Annotated in this window: 14 protein-coding genes; 8 read left to right on the top strand and 6 right to left on the bottom strand. The window is 34.5% G+C overall.

Annotated features, from left to right (window positions below; genetic code table 11):
- The first annotated feature begins 88 nt into the window (after positions 1-88).
- The 7 genes from ACFO5O_RS13920 to ACFO5O_RS13890 all read left to right on the top strand — a co-directional run bounded on the left by ACFO5O_RS13920 (position 89) and on the right by ACFO5O_RS13890 (position 6,667).
- Positions 89-805, top strand: a complete 717-nt coding sequence (locus ACFO5O_RS13920) for a hypothetical protein (protein WP_387964798.1) — start codon at positions 89-91, stop codon at positions 803-805.
- Entirely contained in the window at positions 798-1,571 is a 774-nt protein-coding gene (locus ACFO5O_RS13915) for a DUF6090 family protein (RefSeq protein WP_387964796.1), read from the top strand. The genes ACFO5O_RS13920 and ACFO5O_RS13915 overlap by 8 nt, the downstream gene beginning before the upstream one ends.
- Positions 1,564-2,313, top strand: a complete 750-nt coding sequence (locus ACFO5O_RS13910; RefSeq protein WP_387964794.1) for a DUF6090 family protein — start codon at positions 1,564-1,566, stop codon at positions 2,311-2,313. Before ACFO5O_RS13915 ends, ACFO5O_RS13910 begins: the two co-directional genes overlap by 8 nt.
- Before the next feature lie 196 nt (positions 2,314-2,509).
- Complete coding sequence (locus tag ACFO5O_RS13905) at positions 2,510-3,094, top strand: c-type cytochrome (protein WP_387964792.1); 585 nt, start codon at positions 2,510-2,512, stop codon at positions 3,092-3,094.
- 246 nt (positions 3,095-3,340) lie between these two features.
- Complete coding sequence (locus tag ACFO5O_RS13900; protein WP_387964790.1) at positions 3,341-5,221, top strand: sensor histidine kinase; 1,881 nt, start codon at positions 3,341-3,343, stop codon at positions 5,219-5,221.
- Complete coding sequence (locus ACFO5O_RS13895; RefSeq protein WP_387964788.1) at positions 5,221-5,979, top strand: LytR/AlgR family response regulator transcription factor; 759 nt, start codon at positions 5,221-5,223, stop codon at positions 5,977-5,979. Before ACFO5O_RS13900 ends, ACFO5O_RS13895 begins: the two co-directional genes overlap by 1 nt.
- 154 nt (positions 5,980-6,133) lie before the next feature.
- Positions 6,134-6,667 (top strand): hypothetical protein, encoded by a 534-nt coding sequence (locus ACFO5O_RS13890; protein ID WP_387964787.1) that lies wholly within the window; start codon positions 6,134-6,136, stop codon positions 6,665-6,667.
- Between the two features lie 102 nt (positions 6,668-6,769).
- Here the strand turns inward: ACFO5O_RS13890 and nqrF are convergent, their stop codons facing one another.
- The 6 genes from nqrF to ACFO5O_RS13860 form a co-directional block, all read right to left on the bottom strand.
- Positions 6,770-8,077 (bottom strand): NADH:ubiquinone reductase (Na(+)-transporting) subunit F, encoded by a 1,308-nt coding sequence (nqrF, locus tag ACFO5O_RS13885; RefSeq protein ID WP_387964785.1) that lies wholly within the window; start codon positions 8,075-8,077, stop codon positions 6,770-6,772.
- 1 nt (position 8,078) lies between these two features.
- Positions 8,079-8,819 carry an NADH:ubiquinone reductase (Na(+)-transporting) subunit E gene (gene nqrE, locus ACFO5O_RS13880; protein WP_387964783.1) on the bottom strand — a complete coding sequence of 247 codons (741 nt, stop codon included), beginning with the start codon at positions 8,817-8,819 and terminating at the stop codon, positions 8,079-8,081.
- 73 nt (positions 8,820-8,892) lie between these two features.
- The gene (locus tag ACFO5O_RS13875) at positions 8,893-9,537 is read right to left on the bottom strand and encodes an NADH:ubiquinone reductase (Na(+)-transporting) subunit D (RefSeq protein ID WP_387964781.1); all 645 of its coding nucleotides are present in this window, start codon (positions 9,535-9,537) and stop codon (positions 8,893-8,895) included.
- A 3-nt stretch (positions 9,538-9,540) separates the two neighbouring features.
- Positions 9,541-10,293: a Na(+)-translocating NADH-quinone reductase subunit C gene (locus ACFO5O_RS13870; RefSeq protein WP_387964779.1), complete on the bottom strand. Its 753-nt coding sequence runs from the start codon at positions 10,291-10,293 to the stop codon at positions 9,541-9,543.
- Positions 10,294-10,297: 4 nt separating this feature from the next.
- Positions 10,298-11,521 carry an NADH:ubiquinone reductase (Na(+)-transporting) subunit B gene (locus ACFO5O_RS13865; RefSeq protein WP_387964777.1) on the bottom strand — a complete coding sequence of 408 codons (1,224 nt, stop codon included), beginning with the start codon at positions 11,519-11,521 and terminating at the stop codon, positions 10,298-10,300.
- A complete protein-coding gene (locus tag ACFO5O_RS13860) occupies positions 11,521-12,876 on the bottom strand; it encodes a Na(+)-translocating NADH-quinone reductase subunit A (protein ID WP_387964775.1) in 1,356 nt (451 codons plus the stop codon). The genes ACFO5O_RS13865 and ACFO5O_RS13860 overlap by 1 nt, the downstream gene beginning before the upstream one ends.
- A 234-nt stretch (positions 12,877-13,110) precedes the next feature.
- On the opposite strand from ACFO5O_RS13860, the gene ACFO5O_RS13855 reads away from it, so the two are divergent.
- Complete coding sequence (locus ACFO5O_RS13855) at positions 13,111-14,316, top strand: type IX secretion system plug protein (RefSeq protein ID WP_387965141.1); 1,206 nt, start codon at positions 13,111-13,113, stop codon at positions 14,314-14,316.
- Positions 14,317-14,320 lie beyond the last annotated feature (4 nt).

Raw genomic sequence — 14,320 nt, 5'->3', positions numbered from 1 at the left:
TGATTATAAAATTAATTATACGTTTTGCTAAAGATCAGAAGGAAATGAAGCAATGATTAAATTCTTCAGAAAAATACGGTACAATCTTATGGAAACTGGAAAAACCGGTAAATATCTAAAGTACGCTATTGGTGAAATTGTGTTAGTTGTGATTGGTATTCTCATAGCCTTAAGTATTAATAATTGGAATGAACAACTCAAAATTCAAGATACTGAAATTAGCACTTTAAAAGAATTGAATTCAGCATTAGAAATTTCAAAGCAAAACTTAATCAGCCTTGTAAATAATAATAAAAGATGGCAATCCTACAATTATAAAATAAAGGATTATTTAAAAAATAAAAAGGTATATGATAGTACCTTAGATATTTGTTTTGGAACTTATTATTGGACTGGAAAAGCTCAATTAACTACTGCGGCTTATGACCAATTAAAAAATGACGGGCTTGATCTCATTACTAATAATACCTTACGCAAAGAGTTAATTTATGTATTTGAAGATTTTTTTGGGCAAATAAAAAATGAACATGAACAATGGGAAAAAGATTATTTAGCAAACGTAATATACCCTAATCATGTTAAATTTTTTCAAAAGTATTTCCCAGATTCACCCAATGAATATTTTGATGAATACGCTAAACCAATTAACTATAATGCTTTATTAAATGACACAAAATTTTTAAACATAATAAGTGAAAATATATCTTTAAGAAATTATAGTATAACTTTTAAAGAGCAACTTATAGTAAAAATTGATAGCTTAAATGCGCAAATAAAAAACGAGATCATAAAATTAAATGATTAAGTTCTTTAGAAAAATACGGTACAATCTTATGGAAACTGGTAAAACAGCTAAATATTTTAAATATGCTATTGGCGAGATTGCTCTAGTGATGATTGGCATACTACTAGCATTACAAGTAAACAATTGGAATGAAAATAGAAAGAACAACATTGAAGAACGGGACTACTATTGTAAGTTTTTAGATGATGTTCGTCAAGACCATGAGATGTTAAACAAACAAAAAGAGATTGCTAAGTTACGATTGCACCATTCTAATAAGCTCTTGCAAAATCTGCAAAAGGACAATGTAGATTTAGCTGACTTGGTTAACGATATGAAACTGTCAGTACAAAGTATAAACGCTAAGCTTGAACCTACAAAAATCGCCTTTGAAGACTTAAAATCCAGTGGCAGTTTAAAAATTATTAAGGATAATAATATTAAAATCAAGTTGGGCAATTACTACGCAAACGCACAAGGAATTATGAATGTGATTAATGATAATTATGCAGCAATTGGTGAACGCTTTAAAAGCAACAACGAACGTTTAAATACCGGTTGGGTTTACCTTATTGAGGATCAAAAGGGATTTGACACCTCCTTGGTTGATGTCTCAAAATTAAAAGCACTATCAAAGCTTGACGAAACAATAAAAATTTCAATGGTTAATGATGCATTAGCTTATTTAGGAACCAATTCTCGCAATTTGTATCATTATGACACTTTAGAAACAGAAATAAATAATTTGGAGGCTGCTTTAATCTTAAAATGCACCACTAATGATTAAGTTCTTCAGAAAAATACGCTTCAACCTTATGGAAACAGGAAAAACAGGCAAGTACCTTAAATATGCGGCTGGTGAAATTGTACTAGTAGTAATTGGGATTCTTATTGCATTAAGTATCAATAATTGGAATAATGACAGAATCGAAAACCAAAAACTCAACACCTATTTAAAAGCGCTTAAATTTGAAACTCAAAACAATATAAATCGTTTGGCAGCAGCCTTAACAAGAGCCTCTAAAGACTTACAAATGAGTGTTGAAACGATTTCAAAATTAAACGCTGAAACATCTAAAAACCTAACTTCAGACGACATCATTAATTTAAATCTAGGACCAATATTTAAGATTGAACTAGAACAATCAGTGATTAACGAAATCATGTATACAGGTGTGCTTGAACATTTAAGTAATGATTCCTTAAAAAAGAAAATATCGAGAATAAATCTAGAATTAGAAGATTATAAAACCAGTTATAATCATGCACGGGCTATTTGGGATGATTATATGTTACCTTATCATAGTAAACATATTAATGTCACTGGACTATGGGATTCAATAAACAACATTGCACTTCCAAAACTACCTTTTAAGAATGATTTAGACGCTTTTGTTTATAATAGGGAGTACGCCAATATTTTAGCCAGTCGCGCTCGAATGATGGGGAATTTAGAACGAGATATTAAGTTAATTACCACAAGATTTAATGCTTTAGTAGATGAATTAGATATGTTTCTTGATGAATAATCAACATTTACAACGCCTTACCCGTATTTTTGTTTTGCTAAGCCCATATCTTAAAACTGGTTGCTAAATCTCCTACACCACCACTTCATAATAATTGGATTACCAACAACTTAATTCTTGTAAAACCAAATTAAAAATTTATTATTTTAGTACTAACTAATATAGTATACTATTCACTTCTTAATTAATTACATTTATGAAAACAATTGCACTACCTTATGTAGCTGTTTTCTGCGCTTTAGTTTGTGCTTGTAATTCTTCCCAAAAAGAAAAACCACAATTAAAAATGTATGAACCAGCTAAAACCATTGTTCAGGATCCTGTAAAACGTGGCGAACATTTAGTAAACGCCATAGGTTGTCATGATTGCCATACACCTAAAAAATTTACTGAAAAAGGAATGGAATTGGATACCAGCCGCTTATTGTCTGGTCATCCATCGAATGAGGCTCTACCAGATTACGATGAAAAAACGGCAAAATCCTATGTTTTATTTTCTAGTAGTTTCACAGCGGCCATTGGTCCGTGGGGCATCTCATTTGCAGGAAACCTAACCCCTGACCCTACAGGTACAGGCACATGGACAGAAGCACAGTTTATCAATGCTTTAAAAAATGGCAAATACAAAGGTTTAGACGGTAGTAGAGATCTTTTACCTCCTATGCCGTGGGAAGCCTATCGAAATCTTCCGGATGAAGACTTGAAAGCTATTTTTGCCTATCTTAAAACAGTGCAACCCGTTGAAAACGTAGTGCCTTCTCCAATCCCTCCAAAGGTTTAAGATAATTTAAATTTGAATAAAAAACCCAACGAAATTCGTTGGGTTTTTTTAATTAAATAAGTGCACATCATAGATCAATTTACATTAGCTTTTAGCTTCAAAGCTTCTTTCTATTTTTAAAAATAACACGAAACAAAAAGCAACCTTTTCCTACATTTTATAAACGTAATCCATTGAATTTTAGATTTATTTCTTATATTTATTAACTGTCCCATTTCTTTTTATGCTCAATAAAAAGACACCATCATGACTATAAAAGTTCTTCTTTTATCCTTGGCTTTCCAGATTTCAACCTATGCTCAAAATGAGGCAGTACGTCAGGTTGATTCTTTAAACCATTGGGTGGAATCGCATATAAACAACACCACTGATTCATTAGCCATATATAAGAATTCACAGACATCTTTAAAGCTATCAAAAAGCTTTAATTATGATTTGGGATTAGCTCATGCCTATTTTAATTTAGGGAATTACCATAAACTTTATAGCCGTTTAGATTCATCATTAGTCTATTATAATTTAGCTAAAGATCTCTTAAAAGCAGAACAGAAAACCCAAAAAGAAGCTGAAGTTTATCTTGAAATTGCCAATGTTAACCGTTCACAGGGTGACCATACTGCAGCTCTGGATGCTGTTTTTAAAGCCCTTGAACTTTTTGAAGATACAGCATATAAAAAGGGTATTGCCAATTGCTACACCCAAATTTGTGATTTGTTATATTATGAAAATAAATTTAATGAAAGTGTGAGTTGGTGCGACAAAGCCATAGCTATTCAAGAAGAACAAGGATTCATTGAAGATCTAGGGGTAAGCCTGCGTTATAAGGCCTCAAGCGAGCTATTTGATGATAACGATCTTAGTTATGCCTTAGCCACCATAAATTCTGCGCTTAAACTATATAAAGACCACGGCGAAACTGGCATTCCGTATCTCGCCGCTTTAAACGGTAGAGGAAACATTTTAAAATATATGGAGCGATACGATGAGGCTTTAGCCGACTATCAGCTCAACTATGATAGTTATAAAGCCCTGGGACTAGATCGCTATACTATTTATGCCCTAGCAAATATGGGACATGTTTATCTTCTACAAGAAGACTACGCTAAAGCACTTCCTTATAAATTAGAGACATTAGAGATTATGAAAACTAATGGTTTGACCAATAATCTTTGGGAAAACTATTTACATGTTTCAGAAATCTATGAACAACTTAATGATTATAAAAATTCATTGGCCTACCATAAATTATATGCCGAAAACTACGAAGCCTATCAGCAAAGTATTGTGGATCGCATAGAGACTGAAGCACAAATAAAATACGAAACTGGGCAAAAAGATGGTACGATTGCTATACAAAACCTTAAGATTGAGCAGCAGAGTAAGACAAATCAACTATACTTAGGAATTGCAGTTTTATTAGCCTTATTACTTTTCGGATTATTTTATTATTACAAAAAACGTCAGCAAAAAAATAGATTATTACTCCATTTAAACCAAGAACTTGAGATAAAAAATAAACAAAATGAACTGCTACTGAAAGAAATTCATCATAGGGTAAAAAATAATTTAGAAATGGTTCAAAGCTTAATAGAACTGCAATCGGCCAGCATGCCAAATTCTAAATCACGCGATGCCATGTTAGCCAGTCAGAACCGAGTACAATCTATGGGAATTATTCATCAAAAATTGTATCAGGGTGAAAATCTAGGCTATATTGAAATGAAAGATTACTTTAAAAATTTAGCCGAGGTTATACTAGATGTCTATAATGCCGATGATCGCATTACCATTGAATGCGCCATGGAGCAACTTGAGTTGGATATTGATACTGCAGTACCAATAGGACTCATCGTTAATGAATTACTTACTAATGCTCTTAAATATGCTTTTCCAAAAACCAATTCAGGGAATATTAATATTCAAATGGCTAAAACAACTCCAAATGAACTCACCTTAAAAGTTATTGATGATGGTGTAGGTAAAAACCCAAGTGCTCAAGCAAAAGGAACGGGCTTTGGAAGTCAATTAATTGATTTATTAGTTCGTCAATTGGATGGGGAGAAACAAGAACATTATGAGCATGGTACAAGTGTATCATTTAAATTCAAAATTAAGAACGTCGCTTAATGAACAATCCATTTAAAATTCTTATCGTTGAAGACAACATGATTATTGGAGCCAGAATATCAATGTTACTCTCTAATTGTGGCTATGAAATTACCGGACTTTTAACTCGTGGTGAAGATGTATTAACCCAGATTAAAGATAATAAGCCCGATATCATATTAATGGATATCCAATTACATGGTGAATTAGATGGTATAGCTACTGCACTATTAATTCAAAAGGAAGACCCTATTCCAATTATATATTTAACTGCAAATTCAGACGAAGCCCATTTTGAAAAAGCTAAAGCTACCAACCCTTATGCATTTATTTCAAAACCATTTAAAAAATTAGATCTTAAACGAGCAGTAGAACTTACTGTTAATAGAATCTTAACTGAAAACAAAAGCCAGAATACAAGTTTTAATTCCGCAAATCATGTTGTTCAAAACAATTCAGTGATTAGTGAAAGTATCTACGTAAAGCACCATCAAAAGATGATTAAAATCGCTTTACATGACATACTATATATTGAAGCCGATAGAAATTACTGTAAAATTTATACCCCTTCCAAAGATCATATCGTGGTGATGACCTTGAAAGGGTTGACTTCACAATTACCCGCTTCCAATTTTTTAAGAATTCATCGCTCTTATGTTGTGAACTTACATCATATCCAAGAGGTTGAAACTAGTCATGTTGTTATTTCTAAAAAAGCTATCCCCTTGAGCAAAACTTATCGTTCTGAACTTTTAGCACGCTTACAAACCATTGACTAGTTACAAAATTGTACAATATAACACCGCTAGTCTAAACTCTTCGCTAATTACTTCTAATCATTCGGACACTAATATGGGTGTTTCGTCCTAACTTGATTGGTTGGCACCTTGGAGTTAAGTAGTTTTAATTAGCTATTAACCAAAACATCGAGTCATGAAAAAATTAGTATTCCTATCAATCGCCTTAGTCATAAGTGTGATCCCAAGTGCTCAACAAGCTGTTGTATTTACAAGTAATAACACCGCTACAAATCTTACTGAACGTGCAAAAACGACTAACGAAATTAGCACCATAGCAAATCAAACATATTTGCTTAATGTGTTTAAAAAAGATGTTTCTAAAAATGTTAAACATTTACAACTGGAAGTGGCCAAATTTAACATCAAAAGTCTTAAGATCTACAATGATTCTGAAGCAGCTACATATACCGTTAACTTTAAAAGAAAAAACGGATTTGTAACCGTAGATTATGATAGTAATGGCCATGTTATTATGTCTTCAGAAAAATATAAGAATGTGAAATTACCATTGGCTATACGTGTTAAAGTTGCCAAAGAATACCCGGGTTGGGAATTTAAAGAAACTCATTACACCATTAACTACACACGACATAAGGCCTCAACAAAACAATACAAGATTAAGCTCAAAAAAGGAACTGAAACTAAATTTGTTTTAGAAACGCTATAACCAACCATTTATTAAATGCAGCTCCAAATTGAAAAACCCCGGTACTATTGCCGGGGTTTTCTAATGATGATTCCTGATTAAATCAGAATATAGATTTATGGATTAACCTCCAAAATCATCAAATCTGATATGCTCATCTGGGATGCCAAAATCTTCTCCCATTTTTTGAACGGCTTGGTTCATTAATGGTGGTCCACAGAAATACAATTCAATGTCTTCAGGTGACTCATGATGATTTAAATAATTATCGATCACACAATTGTGGATGAAGCCCACAAAACCATCTCCAGGGGCATCTATGTTTTCTTTTACCTTCCAGTTATCTTCTGGTAAAGGTTCTGATAATGCTAAATAGAATTTAAAGTTTGGAAAGTCCTTTTCCAATTGCTGAAAGTGATCTAAATAGAATAGCTCTCGTTTAGAACGACCACCATACCAATAGGTCACTTTACGATTTGTTTTTAAGGTTTTGAACAAATGATATAAATGCGAACGCATTGGTGCCATTCCAGCTCCCCCACCTACATAAAGCATTTCAGACTCTGACTCGTTGATGAAGAATTCACCATACGGTCCTGAAATGGTAACCTTATCTCCAGGTTTTTGTGCAAAAATATACGAAGATGCAATCCCAGGATTAACATCCATCCAGCCGTTCTTGTTACGATCCCATGGTGGTGTTGCAATACGAACATTCAACATAATCTCACGCCCTTCAGCAGGATATGAGGCCATAGAATAGGCTCTTTCAACAGTTTCGCCATTTTTCATGACTAAAGGCCAAAGACCAAACTTATCCCACTCTGCTTGAAACTTATCTGGAGTTTCATGTTCTTCAGGGTGCGCCGTAATATCAATATCACTATATTTTATCTCACATGGTGGGATTTCAATCTGGATATAACCTCCAGCTTTGTAGCCCATATCTTCAGGGATTTCAACAACAAACTCTTTAATAAATGAGGCTACATTATAATTACGAACTACAGTAGCTTCCCACTTTTTGATCCCAAATACTTCTTCAGGAATGGTAATCTCCATGTCCTGTTTTACTTTTACTTGACACGACAATCGTGCACCATGTTGTAGCTCTTTCCGTGTAAAGTGAGGTGTTTCAGTAGGTAATGCTTCTCCTCCACCAGATAATACATGGCATTCACACTGAATACACGTTCCACCTCCACCACAGGCAGATGGTAAAAATATTTTTTTAGATCCTAAAGTAGATAATAAGCTATCTCCGGAATTTACTTCAATTTCGCGTTCACCGTTAATCAAAATCTTTACTGGTCCTGATGGTGATAATTTTTGTTTAACAAATAATAACAATGCCACCAATAACAAGGTTACTAGTAAAAATGCGGCTACTGTTGCTAAAATGGTTCCTAATGTCCCTGCTGCTAATATCATGTTACTCTTCTACTTTTGTATTGTTAGCTAACTCTTTCTCTGCGACTTCTTTGGTATCTAAAGTATTATTATCTAAAGGTGCTTCAACCACTTCGCTAGTAGTTTCAGCTTTCTCTTCGTCATCACCACCTGTCAACATACCACCAAAGCTCATAAAACCAATTGCCATAAGTCCTGTAATGATAAATGTAATCCCTAATCCTCTTAATGCTGGAGGCACGTTTGAATATCTAATTTTTTCACGAATTGCTGCAATAGCTAAAATGGCTAAAAACCAACCTATTCCCGATGAAATTCCATAATTAAATGCCAATCCTAGCGTTGGTATTTCTCGAGATTGCATAAATAAAGAACCTCCTAGAATAGCACAGTTAACGGCGATTAAAGGTAAAAATATCCCTAAAGAGTTATATAAGGCTGGTGAAAATTTCTCGACCACAATCTCAACCAATTGCACCATTGTTGCGATAGTAGCGATAAACATGATAAAGGATAAGAAACTTAAGTCATATGCGACAAATTCTTCTCCTAACCATGCTAAAGCACCTGGTTGCAAAATATATTGGTCTAACAACCAGTTTAAGGGTACTGTAATGGCCAGTACAAAAATTACGGCGGCTCCTAAACCAACAGCTGTAGACACTTTTTTAGAAACGGCTAGGTAAGAACACATCCCAAGGAACGTGGCAAATACCATGTTATCTATAAAAATTGATTTGAAAAATAACTCTATATGTTCCATATTCTTTTAGTTTTCAGTTTCAATCCCACCAAACAGATTCTTCTGTTAACTACGACTGTAAACTGTTTACTGATTAGTCTTCTATTAATGCTTTATTCTTACTACGTTGTACCCAAATTATGATACCCACAACAATCAATGCCATTGGCGACAATAACATAAATCCATTATTCTCATAACCCATAGCATAAAGTCCTGTTTTCTCGATAGGATCTCCAAGGACCTTCATTCCTAATAAGGTACCTGAACCTAATAATTCTCTAAAAAATCCTACTATGATTAAGATCACACCGTAACCAGCCGCATTACCAATACCATCCAAAAAGGATCTCCATGGTCCATTACCTAAAGCGAAGGCTTCAAAGCGACCCATGATGATACAGTTGGTAATGATTAATCCCACGAATACCGAAAGTGTTTTACTTAATTCGTATGCAAAAGCTTTCAATACTAAATCCACAATAATTACTAGGGCGGCTACCACCACAAGCTGAACGATAATTCTAATTTTGCTAGGAATAATATTTCGCATTAAAGAAATGACTACGTTACCCACGCCTAGTACAAAAAGTACAGAAACCGACATCACAATAGATGCTTCTAATTCAGCTGTAATTGCCAATGCCGAACATATCCCTAATACTTGAATCGTAATTGGGTTATTGTCTGCTAATGGATCTGTAATTAACTTGGTGTCTTTTTTAGATAAAAGTCCCATAGATTAGTTGTTTTTTAAATTTTTAAAATAAGGTACGTACAGCTTTAAATCACTTTTAATCATAGCTGTTACACCATCTCCAGTAATCGTTGCTCCTGCAATGGCATCAACTTCATTGTCTGTTTTATTGTTGTTCACAGGGTCAGCATTTCCTTTTGCCACTGTAACACCTTTAAAATTTCCATTTTCGTCAAGAAGATGTTCTCCAATAAAATCATCCATAAAAAAGCGTTGCTTAATATTGGCTCCTAAACCTGGTGTTTCTCCTTTATGATCAAAATAAGCACCTTGTATTACCATATTCTCATCCAAAGACACATAACCCCAAATGGCATCCCAAAGGCCTTTACCATAAATAGGTGCTACATAATAGGTTTGACCATCTTTCTCGCCAATAAACAATGGTAAACGACGTTTGGAAGCGTCACCTTTAGACGACGACTTTTCCTTTTTAATATCTATAAGATAAGCTTGGTCGTCTTCTTTTACTTGTCCGTTTTGAATAACAATCTGCTTGGTAATATATTCTGCAAAAGCTTGGGGAGCTTTATCTGTTGAAATAAACACCGCACTTCCTTCTTCATTATCATTTACACCCATTGCGTAAAGGATATTCTGCTGTTTCTCTAAACGTTTATTTTCTGAAATGTTTGGCTCTAATGACGAAGCAGCGAATGCCAATAATGAGCCAACTATAATTACCATCCCTATAGCAAATAGAATGGTATATACGTTAGAATCTGTTTTATTACTCATAATCTTACGTTGTTTTAACTTTTAAACGTTTTAATCTTTTCTTCACGTTTCCTCTAACTACATAATGATCAATAGTTGGTGCAAAGACATTCATTAATAAAATGGCTAGCATAACACCTTCTGGGTACGCCGGATTAAATACACGTATCATAATAGAGATAAATCCTACCAAGAATCCATAAATCCACTTTCCTTTCGTGGTTTGCGAAGCCGTTACCGGATCGGTCGCCATAAATACAGTACCAAATGCAAATCCTCCTATTAATAAGTGTTGCCAATATGGAGTATTCATTAAGCCATAAAACTTACTTGTTTCACTAATCCATTGCTGATCAACAACCATATTAAAGATCAATCCCATAGCAATAGCTCCAAGAACCGATGACAACATGATTCTCCAGCTTCCTATTTTAGTAAAAATTAAAAATAGTCCACCTAATAAAATTAATAACGTTGAAGTTTCTCCAACCGATCCTGGTATTAATCCATAGAACATATCCCAAACCGTATAGCCTAAATCTTTATTTTGAGCTAATCCTCCTAAAATGGTTTCTCCAGAAATAGCATCCACATTTGCGCCTGCGGCGATTTCATTGGCACGTTCAACAGCACCATGAACCCACACCTTATCTCCCGACATCCAAGTTGGATAAGCGAAGAATAAAAAGGCTCGTATCGTTAATGCTGGGTTTAGAATATTCATTCCTGTACCACCAAATACTTCTTTTCCTATAACAACACCAAAGGCAACAGCAACAGCTAACATCCAAAGTGGCGTATCCACAGGAACGATTAGAGGTACTAACATACCTGTTACTAAATAACCTTCTTCAACCTCATGTTTTTTGATGACTGCGAATAAAAACTCAATCGCTAAACCAACACCATAAGAAACAATAACTAATGGTAAAACTTTCCAAAGACCGATAATGAAATTATCTAAAGTCCAAAACGAAGATCCAAGAAACCCATCTGCAGGATTGATCTCTCCTAAAGCTAAATAATGCTGGTAACCCGCATTGAACATCCCAAACAACAAACAGGGAATCAAAGCCATGATTACTGTATTCATTGTACGCTTAAGATCGTCGGCAGCTTTTATATGGGTTCCACCATGAGTGGTTTCGTTTGGCAGATATAAAAACGTATGTATAGCATTAAATGCCGGAGCCATTTTGGTTCCTTTATACTTTTCCTTTAAATTATGTAATGTACTCTTTAAACCCATTATCCTATCTCTTTAAGCATTAAGTCTAAACCTTCTCTAATTATTTTTTGATGTGGTTGTTTAGAAACACACACAAACTCTGTAAGTGCGAAATCTTCTGGAGCCACTTCATACATTCCCAAAGCTTCCATTTCATCTAAATCCTTGTACATACAAGCCTTAAGGATTTGCATTGGGAAAATGTCCAACGGGAAAACCTCTTCATAAGTACCCGTCGTTACAAAAGCACGGTGCTCACCATTGGTGTTGGTGTTTAAATCGTACTTTTTATTTGGTGTTAACCAAGAAAAAGTCAAGGCTCTAGATGTTGATACCTTATTAAATATAGGCTTATTCCAGCCAAACAATTCGTAATCGTTCCCTTCAGGAATTACTGTAATTACGTTACTGTAATAATCTAAATAGCCGTCAGGTTGAACTTGCTTACCGGTTAACACATTTCCAGAAATAATTCTGATATTTTCATTTTTGTCAACGCCATTATCATAGATCATTGAAGCGACTTCGCAACCTAGTTTGGTTCTAAAATAACGTGGTTTTTTAACTGCTGAACCTGCCAAAGCCACAACGCGTTCGGCACTAAATTTACCGGTCAACAACAAGGCGCCAATATTTACTAAATCTTGAGCGTTAACAGTCCAAACCACTTCACCTTTATTGACAGGGTCTATTTTATTAATTTGTGTACCTACATTGCCTGATGGATGTGGACCAGAAACTTTGTGCAAGCTTATCCCTTTCATTCCGGCAAAAAGAGAATCTCCTTTTTTGCTTACACTTACATGCACCTTTCCAGTGGTTAATTTTCCTAAAGCCGTAAGCGCTACCTGAATCTCTGCCTCTTTACTTTGAAGTGCAAACTCTAAATCTGCTGCTAAAGGTGCCGATGCATAAGCCGAAATAAAAATAGCTTTTGGTGATTTTTCAGGATTGGCAATCACATCGTAAGGACGTTGTTTAATAAAAGGCCAACATCCTGTTGCAAGTAAATGCTTTTTTACGTCTTCACCACGTGCAGGCTCCAAATCGAACTTGCCATGATCTACATAGGTCTGTTCTTTGTCTGCTTGAATTTTAAGTGCTAGAATGCGTCGTTTTTCACCACGAGGAATCTCAACGATTTCACCAGAAACAGGTGAAACAAACTTTACTGCTTCGTTGTTTTTATCGTAAAAAACAGGCTCTCCAGCCTTAACTTTAGAACCAACTTTTGCAATTAATTTGGGAGTAACACCGTGGAAGTCTTCAGGTCTCAAAGTGTAAAAATTGCTAATGATAGCATTTTCTATTGCCTTTTCGGCTTCACCTTTAAGTTTTATGTCGAGACCTTTTTTAATCTTAATGTCGTTTGACATGTTATTTATCTCTATTTGTTAATAGTAATGTGATATAGGATTTTTAATATAAACTGGATTAAAAATCGCTGCAAATTTACAAATTAATAACACAGTTTTACAATATTTCCACGATAAATTTGCAGCCAAACCTTAGGTGAAATTATTAGGCACAAATTTTGTTTATCTTTACCCCACAAACTGTTTATAAATGAGTAAAAAGCTTAAACAAACGGTACTGTTTTTGGTGATTCCATTACTTTTTTTGGACAAGTATCCGAAACAAATCCGCCAGATTACATAAAAACCATCACATTTAAAGGTAATACACCCGAGAGCCAGTTACCTATTTTAAGACTTGGAGAACCGCTTGTATTGGAGTTCGATGCACTAAACGGAAATGAGGACGATTTCTACTATGTTATCGAGCATTATAATTTTGACTGGACGCCTTCGCAATTGGTAAAATCAGAATATCTACAAGGTTTTGACAATCAACGTATTCGGGATTACCAAAACTCTTTTAATACGTATCAAATTTATTCGCATTACAACCTCACCATACCTAATGAACAAACCAGAGGTTTAACAAAAAGTGGTAATTACCTTATTTCCATTTTTGATGATTATAATGAATTGGTCTTTTCCAGAAAATTTATGATATATGAAGAATTGGTGAATGTTGGTGTATCAATAAAACGCTCGAGAGACGTCAAATATATTAATGAAAAACAGTCGGTAGATTTTGTAATTGGCACTAACCGCATCAATTTCAATAACCCTTCTGAAACCATTAAAACGTTAGTAGTACAAAACAACAATCTCAATACTGCCATTTCTAATTTAAAGCCACAATATACTTTAGGAAATGAACTCATTTACAAATACACTACCGAATCTAGCTTTTGGGCAGGCAACGAATATTTTTTCTTTGAGAACAAGGATGTGAGAGCGGCAAATGTTGGAGTACAATACATAGACCTTTTCGACATTTACCATAATTATCTCTTTGCCAATAGATCTAGAGCTAACCAACCCTACACTTATAATCCCGATATTAATGGTAATTTTTTAATTACGGCTTTAGACGCCGATGATGTCTCTATTGAAGCCGATTATACCATGATGCACTTTGCTTTGCAATATCCAAAACTAACTGGTGGCGAAACCATCTACGTGTATGGCAACTATAATAATTACGCATTAGAAGACAGCAATAAACTCGCCTTCAATTCTGAAAGCGGATACTATGAAGCTGCTATTAAACTTAAACAAGGGTTTTACAATTATAAATATGTGATCACAGATGCCAATGGCCAACTAAATGAAGGCGCTATTAGCGGCAACTTTTACCAGACCGAAAATAATTACAAAGTACTGGTCTATTACCGAGATCTTGGCGCCCGATATGATAAACTTATAGGTTTAGGAGAAGCGTCTTCGGTAAATATTTCAAATTAAAATT

Source organism: Geojedonia litorea (genome assembly GCF_042654525.1).
In the GTDB taxonomy this organism is placed as follows: domain Bacteria; phylum Bacteroidota; class Bacteroidia; order Flavobacteriales; family Flavobacteriaceae; genus Geojedonia; species Geojedonia litorea.
This window is presented reverse-complemented; position numbering and strand designations above follow the sequence as displayed.